The 15,421-nt window shown below is 70.4% G+C and carries 13 protein-coding genes; 3 read left to right on the top strand and 10 right to left on the bottom strand.

The genetic code is table 11. The annotated features are described in order from the left end of the window. Positions 1-531: 531 nt before the first annotated feature. Both AC1DN2_RS05740 and AC1DN2_RS05735 read left to right on the top strand, forming a co-directional pair. Positions 532-1,203: a hypothetical protein gene (locus tag AC1DN2_RS05740; protein WP_476849558.1), complete on the top strand. Its 672-nt coding sequence runs from the start codon at positions 532-534 to the stop codon at positions 1,201-1,203. Positions 1,204-1,333: 130 nt separating this feature from the next. After that, a complete protein-coding gene (locus AC1DN2_RS05735) occupies positions 1,334-1,600 on the top strand; it encodes a hypothetical protein (protein ID WP_476849557.1) in 267 nt (88 codons plus the stop codon). 70 nt (positions 1,601-1,670) lie between these two features. Here AC1DN2_RS05735 and AC1DN2_RS05730 read toward each other — a convergent pair whose 3' ends face one another. Both AC1DN2_RS05730 and AC1DN2_RS05725 read right to left on the bottom strand, forming a co-directional pair. Continuing rightward, positions 1,671-2,012, bottom strand: coding sequence for a YegP family protein (locus tag AC1DN2_RS05730; RefSeq protein ID WP_476849556.1), 342 nt, complete (start codon positions 2,010-2,012; stop codon positions 1,671-1,673). Between the two features lie 264 nt (positions 2,013-2,276). Further along, complete coding sequence (locus AC1DN2_RS05725) at positions 2,277-2,432, bottom strand: hypothetical protein (RefSeq protein ID WP_476849555.1); 156 nt, start codon at positions 2,430-2,432, stop codon at positions 2,277-2,279. Positions 2,433-2,752: 320 nt separating this feature from the next. Here AC1DN2_RS05725 and AC1DN2_RS05720 point away from each other — a divergent pair, with 320 nt between their 5' ends. Beyond that, the gene (locus AC1DN2_RS05720; protein WP_476849554.1) at positions 2,753-3,820 is read left to right on the top strand and encodes a quercetin 2,3-dioxygenase; all 1,068 of its coding nucleotides are present in this window, start codon (positions 2,753-2,755) and stop codon (positions 3,818-3,820) included. A gap of 116 nt (positions 3,821-3,936) precedes the next feature. Here AC1DN2_RS05720 and AC1DN2_RS05715 read toward each other — a convergent pair whose 3' ends face one another. From AC1DN2_RS05715 to AC1DN2_RS05680, 8 genes are all read right to left on the bottom strand, one after another. Beyond that, positions 3,937-5,178: a DUF3500 domain-containing protein gene (locus AC1DN2_RS05715; protein ID WP_476849553.1), complete on the bottom strand. Its 1,242-nt coding sequence runs from the start codon at positions 5,176-5,178 to the stop codon at positions 3,937-3,939. Further along, positions 5,156-6,904 (bottom strand): FAD-dependent monooxygenase, encoded by a 1,749-nt coding sequence (locus tag AC1DN2_RS05710; protein ID WP_476849552.1) that lies wholly within the window; start codon positions 6,902-6,904, stop codon positions 5,156-5,158. The genes AC1DN2_RS05715 and AC1DN2_RS05710 overlap by 23 nt, the downstream gene beginning before the upstream one ends. After that, entirely contained in the window at positions 6,904-7,749 is an 846-nt protein-coding gene (locus AC1DN2_RS05705; protein WP_476849551.1) for a fumarylacetoacetate hydrolase family protein, read from the bottom strand. Before AC1DN2_RS05705 ends, AC1DN2_RS05710 begins: the two co-directional genes overlap by 1 nt. 125 nt (positions 7,750-7,874) lie before the next feature. After that, positions 7,875-8,738 carry an alpha/beta hydrolase fold domain-containing protein gene (locus AC1DN2_RS05700; RefSeq protein WP_476849550.1) on the bottom strand — a complete coding sequence of 288 codons (864 nt, stop codon included), beginning with the start codon at positions 8,736-8,738 and terminating at the stop codon, positions 7,875-7,877. Positions 8,739-8,835: 97 nt separating this feature from the next. Next, the gene (locus AC1DN2_RS05695) at positions 8,836-9,822 is read right to left on the bottom strand and encodes an alpha/beta hydrolase fold domain-containing protein (RefSeq protein WP_476849549.1); all 987 of its coding nucleotides are present in this window, start codon (positions 9,820-9,822) and stop codon (positions 8,836-8,838) included. Next, complete coding sequence (locus AC1DN2_RS05690; RefSeq protein ID WP_476849548.1) at positions 9,819-11,717, bottom strand: glycoside hydrolase family 3 protein; 1,899 nt, start codon at positions 11,715-11,717, stop codon at positions 9,819-9,821. Before AC1DN2_RS05690 ends, AC1DN2_RS05695 begins: the two co-directional genes overlap by 4 nt. Continuing rightward, positions 11,714-12,733 (bottom strand): alpha/beta hydrolase fold domain-containing protein, encoded by a 1,020-nt coding sequence (locus AC1DN2_RS05685; RefSeq protein WP_476849547.1) that lies wholly within the window; start codon positions 12,731-12,733, stop codon positions 11,714-11,716. The genes AC1DN2_RS05690 and AC1DN2_RS05685 overlap by 4 nt, the downstream gene beginning before the upstream one ends. Continuing rightward, entirely contained in the window at positions 12,730-15,417 is a 2,688-nt protein-coding gene (locus AC1DN2_RS05680) for a family 78 glycoside hydrolase catalytic domain (RefSeq protein ID WP_476849546.1), read from the bottom strand. The genes AC1DN2_RS05685 and AC1DN2_RS05680 overlap by 4 nt, the downstream gene beginning before the upstream one ends. Positions 15,418-15,421: the final 4 nt, after the last annotated feature.

The raw sequence follows: 15,421 nt of genomic DNA, 5'->3' as shown, positions 1-15,421 counted from the left end.
CTCCTTGGAGGTAGGACGACGCCGGGCGGCAAACAGTTCACTTACGCCCGGCGCGGTCGATGGCCGCAGCCCGCGTTGAACCTGCAGGCTGCCGGAACCGTTGTAGGGACAGGTCCGGCCGCCCCTGGCCGGCCATCCCAAAGGAGAGCACAATGAAGATTCTTCGCCCGGCGACTGCCGCCGCGGCGTTGGGCGCCATCCTGCTGCTGGGGGCCTGCTTCGCCGGGCGCACAGCGACGCCGGCACCGGCCCCCTACACAGTCCCGTCAGTTCCTGTGACGGGGACCCCCACGCCGTCGCCCAAGGACCCAGCCGGTAACGCGGCTCCGCCGTCGACCGTTGCCCCGCCCGTTGTGCCGGCTCCGCCGTCGACCGTTGCCCCGCCCGTTGTGCCGGCTCCGCCACGGTACGCTGCCCCGCCCGCCCCGGCGCCCATGATCCGGCCGCCGGCGCCCGCCCCGCGGCGCGTCGTTCCACCGGCGCCGCGGCCCATGGTTCCGCCGCCCGCCCGCGTGCCTGCCGGAAACGATCATGATGCCGACAACAACGGAGGACCGGACGACGGTGACGGCAACAGGTAGCAGCCACGGGGCGCTTGGGCCGGGCCCCGGCAGGGGGCTCCTGTTCGGGGTGCCGGCGGCGCTAGCGGCTTTGGCCCTCAGCGCGTGCGGCAGTCCGGCCGGGAACCAGCCGGCGGCGCCTGCCTCCGGCCCCACCCCGTTCGCGTGGTTCCGTGCCGGACCGGCCCCGGCAGGATGGCAGCCGCTGGAGCTTCCGGACACCACAGCCGTGCTGGCCATCCCACCTGATGCCGCTCCCGTGCCGGGCGACCCCGGCAGCGTGTCCGCGACCGTCACCGCCCCCGACGGGGACCTCCAGATCTATCTCAACGCCACGCCGCAGCAGGGCGACGAGTCGCTGGCTAATTGGCCCGAATTCCGGCTGGCCCATCTCACGGGCGAGAACGCCGCATCCGCGAGCCGGCTGCAGTACCGCGCCGGAATGGGGTTCCGGGGAGGCAACGGTTCCTGCGTGGAAGACACCTATGTAACGCGGATCGGTGCCCACAAATACCGTGAAATAGCCTGCCTCGTTGCAGGAACCCGGGGAAGCAGCGTCCTGGTTGTGGCCACGCCGGCCGATTCCTGGGACCGCTTCAGCCCCGTGCTGCAGCAAGCGGTGGACGCGTATGCCCCCGAATAGGGGCACGGCCCCATCCCCATCGAGCAGGGTGGCCTGGACCGTCGAAGGAAGCCGGCTGGTCCTGGCCGGTTGGTTTAGTCACAACGAAGGCGGGAGACTGGATCAACTCGATCACGAAAGTGGGAACCACATGATCAATCTCAAGCAAGACGCCGAGGGGTTCATCCGCATGAACCGGCACTTCCCGGAAAAATCGCTCATCAGCATCACGTTCACCGATGGCTCAGAACACGTCTATTCCGGGCACCGGCTCAACGGCATCTACGACGAGGCCCTGGCAGAGTACCGGGCGCAGAACCACCTGGATGCCAAGGGGTTCTCGCGGGCGCCCAGGAAAACGGTCCAGCCCGCGAACAAGATCGAATTCGTTCCGGTGCACGCCGGAATGGACCCGTAGCGGCGCCCCTGGCCACCCAACGTCCGCCTTGGCCGTTTGCCGCGGCCGGGTCGCCGTGGGCCCGGCCGGATCAGCCGACGCCTACCGCGCCCGGCCCGTGCGCCGGGCGGCGGAGGGCGCGGGCGCGGATCCGGAGGTCGTTGTCGTGCACCCGCCGGTCGACGCCGGGCACCGGAGTGGGAGTGCTTCTCGGCCGCGGAGCCGCCGGAGCCGCCGGACTTGCCGGCGGCTCCGGGCACAGATCACTGATCAGCCCCATGCCGGCGTACTCGCGCACCGCGGTGATGCCGGCAACCGCTGCAGGCTTGTCCGCGAAGCCCTTTGACACGGCCAGTACTGCCCCGTCCGGTGCCCTGAGCCGAAACCTGAAGCAGGCATCGGCGTCAACGAAGAGTTCAAATGTGCCGGCCATGACGATCCTCCCGATGCGCGGGCTCCCCGTCCGGGCATCATTGCCACGGGGTGAAGAGGAAAGCGTCGCTGCTGCCCGCTGGTTTGGTTTGTCCCTGAGGGCTGAACGGATGATGTCAGCCCGTCATTAAAGTCTCGCTGCGTCCGTGGAACGCCCACAAGGCAAGTCACGTAAATCCCAGGTAAATAAAAGCCAACAGCCGTGCGCGGGCAGCCGCCGTCTGGGTCCGCCGCGGGCAGGAACACTGCGGCCTCCGCGGTACCCCTACAGGGGCGGCCAATGGTCGCGGCAGTAGTCACCGCGGCTGGCGCCGGGAGACCCTTGCGGGATGACGCGGTCCCAGGAGGGGGCGACGGCCTCGCTCCGCTCTGAAGGCTCGGCTGCCGCGGTGCGGCCTGCGTCGCCGGGAAACCAGGTCATGACTGAATCGTTGGACAACGTACCCCCCATTGTTCTTGGCTGGAGGCGCACCGGCTCGCATTACGGACCGCCATGCGCCTCACGCAAGACTAACCGGGAGCACTGACACCAAAACAGGGACTTTGGACCGTATCGGCGAAAGGCGGCGGGCGCCTACCCGTGACCGCCCCGCAGGCCGCCGCCAACGGCTTCCCGGCGCCCAACAGCCCGGAGCGACGGGCAGAAGTGTTTCATCCATTGGAAATGGAAGTCGCAGCGGCGGAGAATCAGGGGCAGTCTTGGGGGCAGCCCGCGCTCCACAGACAGGAAAGAAGGATGCGATGTCCCTCAGCGTTGAGGAAATGAACAAAGAGCTCCCGTTGGCGAATGTGCTGCCGGGCGACGCCGTCCCGTACTACATGGCGTCGGGCGAAGGCGCCCGCTATGAGATCAACGGCCAGCTGGTCACGGTGATCGCCCGTGCGGCGGACACCGGCGGCATTTTCAGCGCCGCCTACATCTCCGGCGGCATGGGGGCCGAATCGCCGTTTGTGAGCCACGCGGTGGAACACAAAACGCTGTATGTCTTCGACGGCATCCTGCACGTCTGGCTGCCGGGCGAAAGCCGCATCCTGACTCCCGGGGATTCCGTGGTGATCCCGCCGGGAACCCCGCACGCGTACCGGATGGCAAGCCACTACACCCGGTTCCTGAACTGGATGACCCCGGGCGGCGCCGAGGCCTACTACGAACGCGTCGGCACACCCATCGATTCGCACGTCCCGCCTGTCACCCCGGGCCGGAAGCCCAGCCTGCAGGAGTGCGCGGCGGTGGGCGCCGAATTCGGCATGACGTTCCCCGACGTCGAACGCGTGGCACCGTCTTTCCGGCAGGACGCCGGGCTGCCGGCGGCCCAGAGCCCGTACTTCCTCAGTGCCGGCGAGGGCGAGCGGATGGTCAGCTACCAGACCATGTTCACTTACCTGTCCCGGCCGGCGAACACGGGATCGAACTACTTCGCCGTCCACACCAAGGGCGCCAAGTCCCCCTACATTCCGCTGCACTTCCACGAACAGCACACGGAAAACTTCCTCTGCACCGAGGGCCGGATGTGGATCTACGCCAACGGCCGCGAAGTGCTGCTCACCAAGGGCGACTTCCTCCACGCCCCGGCCGGGACCATCCACTCCTTCGCCTTCGATTCCCACAACACCCAGATGGTCGGGTTCCTGACGCCGTCGGTCTTCAACGGCTTCTTCGAGTACTTCAACAAGCCCACGGAGGACTACATGTACACCGAGGGCGGCGAGCCCTACATGGACATGGAGGGCTTCGGCCGGGCGCAGGCCGAGATGGACCTGACCGTGGTGGGTCCCCCGCCGCAGCGCAGGGCTGCGCTGGACATCTAGCCGGACCTGGGCATCTGGCCCGGTTTTCCGGTCCGGCTGCAGGTCCCACGCGAATGGCCCGGAACCCTTTCGGAGGGTTCCGGGCCATTCGCATCGGTGGACGGCTTGTCAGCGGTTCATGATGCGTGCAGAGCCTGGCGCACCAGCTCGCGCCCGTAGTCGTTGCCGTTCGGGGTGCGCAGCACCGTGTGCATGTGGAACGGGGCCGGGGTGTCATTGCTGAGGAAGACGCCTGTGTGGTGGTCCAGTTCCATGACCAGCACGGGGCTTTGCAGCCGGAAGTAGAAGGCGTCCTGCGCCTCCCATCCGCCGATCCAGCAGAACCAGGTTTCGTCCCAGTGGGCCGCGATCTCCCGCCGGCGGGCGGTCCGCGGCCCGTCGGGGAGGAACGCGATGAAGTCTGCCACGAGCTCGTCCAGGATCGCGCGTGCCGCGGCGGGCATCGCGTTGACCGGGATGCCCTCGTAGGGAATCACGCGGTTGTCCTGGAAGCAGCCGGCCAGGTGCCGTTCGTCCCCGGGGTGCAGCCTGCCCTCCGGCATGGCCGGGTCCTGCATGTCCGCGAAAAGCGTGGCCTCGTCCCGCAGCGGCCCGGGCAGGGATTGCATCAGGCGCCGCGCCAGGGCGATCCGCTCCTTGAAAACGGCCACGCCCTGGTGCGGGCCGGCGTCGATGACGTCCGGTTCGGCGCCGAGGAACACCGGCGAGACCACCAGCTGGGTCCCGGCCACCAGGACGTTGAGCGCCACGTGGTGTCCGAAGAGCTGCCAGCCCCACGGGGCCGTCTCCGACGGGTCACCGTAGAGGGCGAAGTTGTAGCTGAACTCGTTCATCAGCTCCGGCAGCTCCACCAGGCCGCCCAGGAATCCATTGATCCGCATCAGGTTCCGGACCAGCCCGTAGCCGGCCGGACTCAGGCTCGCCGCAACGATAGCCAGGATCTGTTCGCGCACGCCCTGGTCCAGCTCGTCCAGGCGCAGGCCCGTGTCATGCTGCAGGAATTCCGGGTTGGCCCAGCTCTGCCATTCGTGCGCGTCCACCCCGTAGCGGAGCTGTTCGGCCTGGGCCGGCGTGAGTCGTGCCAGCAGGTCCCGGGCGGCGGCTGTCATGGCGGCCGCCGGCGCCTCCTCCCCCGCCGGCGCCGGTTCAAGGGGGTACAGCCCGGCCCGGTGGACACCGTCGCTGGTCACCCCGGTGAAAGGCTCGGGGTATTGGGCGGCCCAGCCCTGGATCATGGGACCCGCGAAGGGATCGGTCTTTGCCGCCTCGGCATAGCCGCGGGCATCCAGGCCACGGATCTGCGCCACCCGCGGATGGTCGGGCGGGTAGAGATAGTCACGGAAGGACGGCACGGACACGTGTTCTCCTGTCGGGGTCTTCGGATGGTGTTGCCAGCGGCCAGCCGGCGGCCACGCCAATGGCCGCGGCGGCCCCCGCGGGGTCGGTCCCCCGCCAGGCGACGTGCTGGTCCGGGCGGACCAGCACCGCGGCGGCCTGCCAGTGCGTGGTCATCGGGGTTCCGTGCTGATCGGGTCCGACGTCGACGACGGACAGCGGGATTTTGTGGATCGCGGCGGCGGCCAGGACCGCCGCGTAGGCCTGTCCGGCGGCCGCGCCGCCCAGGCTGTCGCGGTCCACCAGGAGGGCGAAGCCGGTGTCCAGCAGGTCATAGAGCGACGTTGTCGCGTCGAGCCAGGCGTGCGGCAGCAGCGATCCCGGGCTGGCGGAGGGGACGTAGCTGACGGGGTCCTCGGCGGGGACGGGCAGTCCATCCGGGACCACCAGAGGCGAGGAGCCGTACGTGTAGCCCAGCACCAGTCCCAGCGAGTCGAACTCGCTTTGTTTGACGGCCAGCGCCTCCTTGGCGACCCGCCGGGCTGCCTCGCCGTCCGCATCCGCCCGGCCCAGGGCCGGGTCCGCGAAGTGGTAGGCCAGCGACTTCCCGTTGGCGGCGGCGTCGCGGATGGTCCGGGCCGCGACGGGCCGGCGCTCCAGCTCGTAGCTGCCGGGCAGGGCCGGGCCAGCCCAGCCCGCCAGGGCGGCGGCGATCTTCCAGGCCAGGTTGGCGGCGTCGCCGATGCATGTGTTGAACCCGTGCCCGCCCCAGGGCGGATTCAGGTGCGCCGCGTCCCCGATCAGGAACACGCCGTCGTGCCCGTATCCCGGGGCGAGCAACATGCGGGCCGTCCAGGGGTCGGTGGCGATGACCTCGACGTCGACGTCGGCCCCGACGAGCGAACGGACCAGGCGTCCGGCGTCGGGTGATGCGCTGCCGTCCACGCCCTGGATGATGGCCCACCAGGTGCTGCCGAGGTCCAGCCGCCCCACCATGCCCGAAACCTCGGGTCCCAGGACCCAGTACTGGACGGCCGGGTCCAGGGTGATCGCGGCGGCGAGGGTGTCGGAACGGAACAGGACACTGATGTTGGAGAGCTCGGCGGAGCCCCCGGCGAGGCGGATGTTCAGCCGGCGGCGCACGGTGGAGGAACCGCCGTCGGCCGCGGCGACGAAGCTGCAGTCCACGGCCTTGCGCAGCCCGGTTGCGTCGGACACCGCCACGCGCGAGCCGAAGCGCGGCCGGCCCGGGCCCGGCGTGCCGCCGCACTGGTTGATGTCCAGGTCTTCCACGCTCAGGCCGGTCAGCAGCGTGATGAGCGGGGATTCGGCGGCGGCCTCCCGGAGCACGGCCTCCATGACGGGCTGCGGGACCTGCTGCCCGCATTCCGGCTGGGGGCCATACCGGCCAGGGACGAGCTGGAAGGCCTGGCGGAACCGGGTGACTTCGTGGCCGGTGAGGGCGGAGCAGAAGATGACGTCCTGGGCGTAGGCGACCGGCAGCGGCGCGGCGTCGCGGAGTTTGTCGGCAAGCCCGAGCCGGCGCAGGTGCGTCATGGTGCGGGCGTTCGTGGTCTTGGCGCGCGGCCGGTCCTGGTCAATGGTGGTCCTCGGCTCGATGACGAGGCTGCGGATGCCGCGGTGCGCCAGGTCCAGGGCCAGGAACAGCCCGCTGGGTCCTCCGCCGGCGATCAGCACCGGCACCCGCTCCGGCAGGTCGCCGAGGGCCGCGTTGTTGACGGCCGTCATCAGGCCCGTGCCCGCAGTGACGGGCCGCCCACGGGCGTGGTGAGCGTTCCCAGGGTGTCGATTTCCACTTCGACCGTGTCGCCGGGCTGCAGGAGCCACGGCGGGGTCCGGACGTAGCCGACCCCTTCCGGGGTTCCCGTGGCGATGACGTCACCGGGATGCAGGGTCATCGTCTGGCTGATCAGGGCGATGATGGCCGGGACGGAGAAGATCATGTCCCGGGTGTTGCCGTTCTGGACCTCGGTGCCGTTGACCCGGGTCCGGACCTGCAATCCCTCGCGAAGGTCCCCGGCCTCGTCGCGGCTGACCAGCGGGCCGAGGGGGCCGCTGAAGTCGCCGTTCTTTCCCAGGGTCCATTGGGCGGTGAGCTTTTGGGCCCGCCGCGCGGTGAGGTCGTTGAAGGTGGAGTAGCCGAAGACGGCTTCCGCGGCGGTGGCCTCGTCCGCGGATTCGACCCGCCGGCCCACGTAGGCGGCGACTTCGCCTTCCCAGTCCAGCCCCGCCTCGCCGGCGGGCACCGGCGCGGGGACATTGCCGACCGAAAGGGACGCGGTCCACCGGCCGAACAGCGTGGGGTATTCGGGCACGGAGAAGGAACCCTCGGCGGCGTGGGCGCGGTAGTTCAATCCCACGCAGATCACGCGGGCGGGGGGCGGGACCAGCGGGACTTCGGTGACGTCCGCCCGGTTCAGCGACGCGCCGCCGGCCGTCAGGGACAGGGACTTTTCCTGCCAGCCGGCGGCATCCGCCCAGAAATCCTGGACCGGAGCCAGCGGGTAGACCCGGCTGTCGGCCAAGGCCGCAACCCAGGCCGCGCCGTCGTGGGTGATGCCGATGTACTGCATGTGAAGGGCCTTTCAGGTTCCGCCCGGACGGGCGCGGTGAGGGAAATGGTGATCGTGGAAAATTGGCACGGCAAAGCTGCCCTGGTCAGGCCGAGGCCTGCACTGGCTTCGCGGGGACGGGTCTGTCAGGGTAGGTGGGCCTGGCGGAGGAAGAAGTCGACGGTGGCATCCATGGCCTTCTGCGCGGCCGCCTGGCTGTGATCGGGCAGTACCCACATGTGGTCCGCGTCCTCGATCAGGAGCAGTTCGACGTCGGTACCGGCGGCTTCCAGCGCCGCCCCGAGGGACGTCGACTGAGCCGGCGGGACGAAGCGGTCGGCGGTCCCGTGGACCAGGAGGAAGGGCGGCGCCGCTGGGGTCACATGGCCCATGGGGCTGGCGGCAGCGGCCTTGCCGGGGGCCTCGGCCAGCACCGCTCCGATGAGCAGTTCTTCGCGTGAGGCGGGGTCGTCGGCACGGGCGACGGCGTTGGGCAGGCTTTGTTCGGCCATCGTGGCCAGGTCCGCGGGCGCGTACCAGGCTGTCACGGCAGCGACCGCGGCGTCGCCGGTGTCGCCAGGGGTGAGCCCCACGAGGCTGGCGAGATGCCCGCCTGCGGAGTCGCCCCACGCGAAGATCCGGTCAGGATCCACGCGGAACTCCGCCGCATGGTTCCGAAGCCAGTCCACGGCGGCCTTCGCGTCCTCCAGCTGCGCCGGGAACCGGGCGGCCGTACTGAGCCGGTAGTCCGCGGAGACCACTACGAAGCCTGCGTCCGTGAGCCGCCGGAACGGGCTGAAGCCGAAGCCGTCCAGGACCGGGCCGAGGGAGGATCGCTCCCCCGTCCGCCAGCCGCCGCCGTGGAAGTGCACGATGGCGGGGAACAGTTTCGGGGACGGCCCTTCGGCGGGGTGTTCTTCGGCGGCGGGGAGGTAGACGTCCAGCAGCAGGGGTTCGGCGCCCCCGGGGCAGGCGAACTCGATCCCTTCCAGGATCTGTTCTGCTGTCATCGTCGGCTCCATCTGCTGCTGGCCGGCCTCTCGAGGTGTTCCGGCGTCTGAATCAAGGGTGTCGGATACCGGGCCGTGCCGGCACCGGGCATTTCAATCATTGGAACGGCTTTGCCTCCACCAGGGCCCGGGCCAGGAAGGCGAGGCCGTCCTGCACGATCCTAAGCCCCGCGGAATGGTTGAGATAGCCGTGGACGGCACCGGCTTCGAGGCGGAAGTCGACGTCGGTTCCGGCACGCCGGAGCCCTGCCGCGAAAGCCTCTGCCGAGTGCCGCAGGTCGTCGTATTCGCATGCGATGATCGCCGCGGGCGGCAGCCCGGAGGGGTCCGCGTTGCCGGGCATGGCATAGGAGGACGCCATGGCGACAGGACCGCCGATGTAGTTCTCCACGAGGGCGCGGCAGTCATCGGCAGTGAAGCGCAGCAGCCGCGGAAGCCCCTCGAGCACGCCGGGTAAGGATCCCGGGATGGAACCGGTGTTGGATCCGGTGCTGGGCGCTGGCAGGTCGGCGTGCAGGAACGGGTACGCGAGCAGCAGTTTGGCCGGCAGCGGCAGGCCGGCGTCCTTGAGGAAGAGCGCGGCCCCGACGGCGAGATTGCCGCCCGCGCTGGCGCCGCCCAGGCACACGCGGTCGGGGTCGGCGCCCAGCTCCGCGGCGTGCTCCACGGTCCAGAGCCAGGCGGCCAGGACGTCCTCGTGCGGGACGGGGAAGTGCACGCCGTCGCGGGCCAACCGGTAGTCCACGGACACCACCACGCCGCCGCTGCGGGCGGCGACTTCCCGGGCCAGTTGGTCCGCTTCGCGCATCTCCGGCCCGCCGCCGGCAAATCCCCCGCCGTGCATCCACACGAGCGCGGGACCGTCATGGCCCGGGGCGCCGCCGTAGACCCTGACAGGGACGGTCCCGTTCGGACCGCGGGCCCCGGTTTCCCGGAAGCGGACGGCTGGAGCCTGGTAGGGCACGGCGCCGCCGCTGAAGGCCTCGAGCCGGTCCAGGCCGCCGGGCTGGCCCAGGAGGTCAGTGATCGAGCCCGCTCCGGCCAGGTGGTGCAGGGCGCCGGCCAGGTCCGGGTCCAGGCTCATGGCCGGGACCCGGTCGCGGTCCGTGCCCAGGCCAGCGGAGCCCCCAAGTCGACACTGTCAACCGTGTCGGCAGAGTCGGCAGTGTCGGCAGTGCCGGCAGCGTTGGCAGTGCCGGCAGCGGCCCCGGCCGCGCCGGCGCGTCCGGACCGGGGCAAGGACAGTCCATGGCCAAAGCGGAAGATGGGGTCCTCGGTGTCGAACGGCATGTCTTCCCGGGAGGCTTCGACGGCGGCCATGGACCGCGGGAGGTCGAACGGCAGACGGCCTTCCGGCACGGCACGCCCGGTGAGGATGTCCGCCAGGGCATCGGAGTCGGATCCGTAGTTGGCCAGCAGGGCCGCGGCGTGGTCGGCGAGTTCGGGCAGGACGGCGGGCCGTTCCAGGTTGATGTCGATGACCGTGGGGACGGCCCGGCAGATGGCGGTGACGCGTTCGATCTCCTCCGGCGCGAAGGCCAGGTTGCCGCAGTGGAAGAAGGATTCGAAGCCCTCGCCGCGGACTTCGAACGGGGTCCGCAGCCGGAGGATGGCGAGGTCCGCGGCCTCCGGCGTCGGAACCGGGATGAAGCCCGGCCCCAGGTCCGCGGCCGTGATGCCTTCGAGGTAGACCCTGGCGCCGGCGGCGAGCGGCAGGACGGGGCCGCCGTCGACGTCCTTGTTGGCCAGGAGCGTGTAGGAGCGGCGCTGCATGGCCCGGCCCGCGGCGCGGAACTGCGGGGTCCCCACTGCGGAGTCGGAGGCGGCCGCGTCCACGAGGGCGTTCTCGAAGAGCCCGAGGAGGAACTTCTCCTCCAGCAGTTTGCGGACGGAGACGTCGAGCCGGTCTTCGCTGAGCTTTCCCGCCCGGACGGCGCCGGTCAGGAGGTCGACGCAGCTTTCGCCGCCGATCTGGTCCACGCCGGCGTCCAGCGCCTTGAGCAGCCGTTCCTGCGGTGTCAGGTGTTCCACGCCCCAGGCCCTGGCCGGGAACACCCTGCCAAAGATGTCGCCGTCGGTGAGGATGCCCCAGTCCGAGCAGACGATCCCGCCGAAGCCGAGTTCTTCGCGCAGGAGTTCCGTGAGGATGCGCTTGTTGAAGGCGAAGCCCACTTCCTCGTATTCCGTGCCGACCGGCATGCCGTAGTACGGCATGACCTGCCGTGTGCCGGCGGCGACGGCGGACCGGAAGGGCAGCAGGTGATAGTCGAAGTTGCCGCCGGGATAGACCTGTTCGCGGCCGTAGCTGAAGTGCGGGTCCTCGCCGTCGAGCTGGGGGCCGCCGCCGGGGAAATGCTTGGTCATGGTGGACACGGACGCCGTCCCGAACGCGTCGCCCTGGAAGCCGCGGACGTAGGCGCCCACCAGCTCCGCCGCGAGCTCGGCGCTCTCACCGAACGTGGCCGCGCCGCGGGACCAGCGCGGTTCGGTGAAGACGTCCACCTGCGGGTGCAGGGCGGCCCGGATGCCGACGGCGAGATACTCCTGCCGGGCGATATCGGCGAACTCTTCCACGGCGTCGGGGTCTCCGACGGCGGCGAAGCCGAGCGCCTCGGGCCACTGCGAGAACGGCCCGGCCAGGGCCCCGGTGCCGGGGTTGTCCGTGTAGGCGTGGCGCGGGTCCGTGGAGAGCGTGACGGGGATGCCCCAGCCGGTGTCCAGGGCGAGACGTTGGATGCTGTTGTGCCATTCGGCGAGTTCCCTGGCCTGGGTTGCGGCGCCGATGATGTTGAAGTGGTTCATCCGGCGCCCGCCGATCAACTCCACGGCCGGGCCGGTGCCGAGCGCGAACGGCAGCGCGCCCTGGAACATCAGGCCCGCCTTGTCCTCGAGCGAGAGCCGGGAGAGCAGGTCCTGGACGCGTTGCCCGACCGGCAAAGTGGCGTCCTGGTACGGGTACCGGGCGGTGGCGGGGGTCATGGCTGGCTCAATTCGTTGGAGAGGAAGGTGATGGCTGTATCCAGGATGCTGTCGATCCGGTCTTCTGCGCCGAAGAAGCAGTGGTCGGCGCCCTCGATGACGACGACGTCGTTGCGGACGCCGGCGGCGCTGAGGGCCTGCGCGAGGAGCTCGCTCTGGGACAGGGGCACGAGGGCGTCGCTGTCGCCGTGGATCAGCAGGAACGGCGGCGCCCCGGCGCTGACGTGGCCGAGCGGACTCGCGGCCGCCAGCCGGTCCGGGTCGCTGGAGCCGCCAACGAGCATGGGTCCCGGTTCCATGCTCATGCCTGCCGGAACGGCGGCCACCATGGGTCCGGTGAGGAGGCCGGCCGGGAGCTGCATCGGGGGCATGAGGGGCAGCGAGGACACGCCGTAGAAGTCCACGACGGCGCTGACGGCACTGGAGTGTCCCTGCGCCCCGAGTCCGCCCTCGAGGTCTTCCCGGCTGCCGGTCAGACCCAGCAGCGCGGCCAGGTGGCCGCCGGCCGATTCGCCCCAGGCGCCAAAGCGTTCCGGATCGATCCGCAGCTCCTGTGCGTGCGCGCGGAGGTAGCGGACCGCCGCTTTCAGGTCATGCAGCTGGGCCGGGAAGGCGGCTTCGAGGGCCAGCCGGTAGTCGACGGTGGCGCAGGCGATCCCTGCCGCGTTGAGCCGGGAAAAGACGGAGTCCGCGGGGAACGTGGGCGGCAGCTCACGGCGGTCCCCCAGCTGGAAGGCGCCGCCGTGGACCCACAGCACCAGCGGAACCGGCCGCGGCACCGGACCCCCGGCCGTCCGCGGAAGCCAGATGTCCATGCTCAGCGGCCGGAACCCGACGGTCCTGGCGTAACTGACTTCGCGGTGGACCGCGGAGACCTCGGATACCTGCACGGCCATGCCCGGGCCATCGAAGGCAGGGAACGCCGGTAACGCTGGACCAGAAGGAGGGCCGTCCTTCCCTGCGGCGGCGTCGGGGCGTGCCTCGGTGTCAGTCGTTGGGGATTCGATAAAGGTCATGGTGCGCTCCTGGTGAGGTGGGGCAGGGATGCCGGGACGGCCGGGCCATACGGGACGGAGAAGGTGTGCGTTCCGGGCCCGACGACGGCCCCCGCCCGGCCGGGCAGGCGGACTTCGGCGCTGGTGCCGGCCGGGACGACGGCGTTCAGGGTCAGCTCGCCGTCGTCGATCCGCCAGCTGGCCGAAACCAGGCCCTGGGGGCCGCGGTGGGATGTGCTGGCGGATGAGAGGCCGGCGCCCGGGCGCGGTTCGATGATGATTTGTTCGTAGGCCGCGCTCCCCGGCGCCTGCCGGAGTCCGGCGGTGTAGCGGTGCAGGAAGGACACCACGGCGCCCTTGCTGTAGTGGTTCAGGGACTGCTGCGCTGTGCCGTCCGGGCCGATGCCGTTCCAGGCTTCCCACATGGTGGTCGCGCCGCGGTCCACCATCACCAGCCAGGACGGTTCGGTGTCCTGCATGAGCAGCTCATAGGCCAGGTCAAGGTGGCCGTTGTCGGCAAGGACCGGCAACAGGTCTGCGGTGGCGAGGAACCCGGTGCCCAGGTGGGTGCCGGCGTCCCGGATGAGGCCGGCCAGTTGCGCCGCGACCGCCGCCCGGTGCTCGTCGGCGACAAGGCCGAAGGCGAGTGCCCGGACACAGTTTGCCTGGCTGGGGTCGAACAGTTGCCCGGTGTCATTGACGTATTCGCGGGCCCAGGCGTCGCGGACATTGGCGGACAACTCTGCCAGGGCGGCGGCCTCCGTGTCCTTGCCCAGGACGGCGGCGATCCCGGCCATGATGGCGGCGGAGTGCCGGTAGTAGGCGGTGGCCACGATGCCGTGGTCGGCGGACCTGGCCGCGAACAGGTCCGGTTCCGGCCCGTCGGGTTCGAGCCATTCACCCCAGTGGAAGCCGGTGTCCCAGAGGAACTGCTCGTGTGGTTCCGGCGTAGGTCGGGTGACGGCCCGGGCCGGGTGCCGGGCGCCTCCGGCCGCGCTGCTGATGAACCCGAGCCAGCGGTTCATGGCCTCCCAGTTCTGTTCCAGGATGGCCGTGTCACCCGTGGCCCGGTAGATCTCCCACGGCACCAGGACGATCGCGTCTCCCCAGCCGGCCGAGCCGTTGACAAAGGCCATGTGATCGGCCGCGGTGGCGTCCGGGCCCGCCGACGGCGAAATGTTAACGATCACTCCGTTGTCCCACTGATCAGCCCGGACATCATTGAGCCACTTTCGGGAGAAGCCGGCAACGTCGAAGAGGTAGGCCGCGGTGGGCACGAACACCTGCCAGTCGCCGGTCCAGCCGGCTTTCTCCCGCTGCGGGCAGTCCGTGGGGACCTCGCAGGCGTTGCCGCGGAAGCTCCACTCGACGATCCCGTGCAGCGTGTTGAGCCGGTCATCGCTGCAGCTGAACGTGCCCACGCGTTCGAGGTCGGTCTGCACCATCCGGCCCACGAGATCCCCCGGTTCCAGCGGGTCCGCCAGCCCGCGGACCGAAACGTACCGGAAGCCGTGCGTCGTGTGGCGCGGCTCGAAAATTTCGCCGGGCGCGCCGGAGGACACCACGGAGTCGATCTGCCCGGCGGACAGGAACTGGCCCGGGTTGCGGAAATCGTGCGGCCGCAGGTGCTCCTGCGTGACCTCGCCCGCGTCGTCCAGGGCTTCGCCGTACACCAGCGTCACGGCGTGGCCCGGGGCGCCGAGCCGGGTCAGGCGCACCCAGCCGTTGATGTTCTGGCCCAGGTCCACCACCTGGTGGCCGCTGGCCAGCCGGGTGATGGACACCGGGGCGATGTCCTCCACGGCGCGGGTGGGCGGTGCGACGGGACCCGTCAGTGTTTCGAAGCTGCCGTCACGGAGCACAGCGTGCCCGCGACGGCTTCCGGAGCGAACGCCTGCGGCACGGAAGTCGACACGCTGCCCGGCCATGAGGTCCGCGCTGACAATTTCGGACGGCTCCACCAGCCAGGTGTCATCGGTCCCGACCACCGTCCGACCCGCCGCGGATGCCAGCTCGATCTGTACCAGCAGCGCCGTCGTGGTTCCGTACATGTCGGCGTCGCGCGTGTACCCGAACGTGCCGCGGTACCAGCCGTCGGTGAGGACGCCCGTGACGGTGTTGCTGCCGGTCTGCAGCAGCGTTCCGACGTCGAACGTCTGGACTTGCAGGGTGCTGTGGTAGCTCGTGGAGCCCGGGGTGAGCTCCTGGTCGCCTACCCGGTGGCCGTTGATGAAGAGCTCGTAGATCCCGTGGGCGGTGGCGTACGCCCGGGCCGAGTCCGGGACCGCGTCCAGCTCGAACGTGGTGGACAGTGCGTAGCCCGGGCGCTCGCCGGCCGCGGGGATGGCGGCCTCGCGCGGGCCGATCCACTGTGCGGCCCAGTCGGCGGGGTGCAGCAGGCGCAGTTCGACCGGCATCGGGTCCGCCCACCTTGAGGCTGACTCGCTGCCGTCCGCGGCAAGGTCCCAGGTCCGCACCGTCCATTCAAAGTGGTCCCGGGAGCCCAGCGCCGGGCCGCCGTAGGGCACCAGGCGGTGGGTTCCCGATTCCACCCGGCCGGTGTCCCAGCCGTTGCTGGCGGTGATCTGGTAGGCGCTCTGCCGCACCGTCCCCTCCGGCGGGGTCCAGCTGAGCCGGGGACGGGTGGTGGTGATGCCGAAGGCCTCGCTGAGGTGCTCAACGCGCAGGTGTGTGGGCTGGTTCACGGCT

Source organism: Arthrobacter sp. 01L42 (genome assembly GCF_056400005.1).
The sequence above is the reverse complement of the archived record's forward strand: the minus strand, read 5'-3'. Positions and strand labels throughout refer to the sequence as shown.

Coding starts and splice junctions, on each gene's coding strand:
- AC1DN2_RS05740 (WP_476849558.1), top strand. CDS start 532: ATGATGCCGACAACAACGGAGGACCGGACGACGGTGACGGCAACAGGT.
- AC1DN2_RS05730 (WP_476849556.1), bottom strand. CDS start 2,012: ATGGCCGGCACATTTGAACTCTTCGTTGACGCCGATGCCTGCTTCAGG.
- AC1DN2_RS05695 (WP_476849549.1), bottom strand. CDS start 9,822: ATGAGCCTGGACCCGGACCTGGCCGGCGCCCTGCACCACCTGGCCGGA.
- AC1DN2_RS05725 (WP_476849555.1), bottom strand. CDS start 2,432: ATGACCTGGTTTCCCGGCGACGCAGGCCGCACCGCGGCAGCCGAGCCT.
- AC1DN2_RS05720 (WP_476849554.1), top strand. CDS start 2,753: ATGTCCCTCAGCGTTGAGGAAATGAACAAAGAGCTCCCGTTGGCGAAT.
- AC1DN2_RS05690 (WP_476849548.1), bottom strand. CDS start 11,717: ATGACCCCCGCCACCGCCCGGTACCCGTACCAGGACGCCACTTTGCCG.
- AC1DN2_RS05735 (WP_476849557.1), top strand. CDS start 1,334: ATGATCAATCTCAAGCAAGACGCCGAGGGGTTCATCCGCATGAACCGG.
- AC1DN2_RS05700 (WP_476849550.1), bottom strand. CDS start 8,738: ATGACAGCAGAACAGATCCTGGAAGGGATCGAGTTCGCCTGCCCCGGG.
- AC1DN2_RS05685 (WP_476849547.1), bottom strand. CDS start 12,733: ATGACCTTTATCGAATCCCCAACGACTGACACCGAGGCACGCCCCGAC.
- AC1DN2_RS05710 (WP_476849552.1), bottom strand. CDS start 6,904: ATGACGGCCGTCAACAACGCGGCCCTCGGCGACCTGCCGGAGCGGGTG.
- AC1DN2_RS05705 (WP_476849551.1), bottom strand. CDS start 7,749: ATGCAGTACATCGGCATCACCCACGACGGCGCGGCCTGGGTTGCGGCC.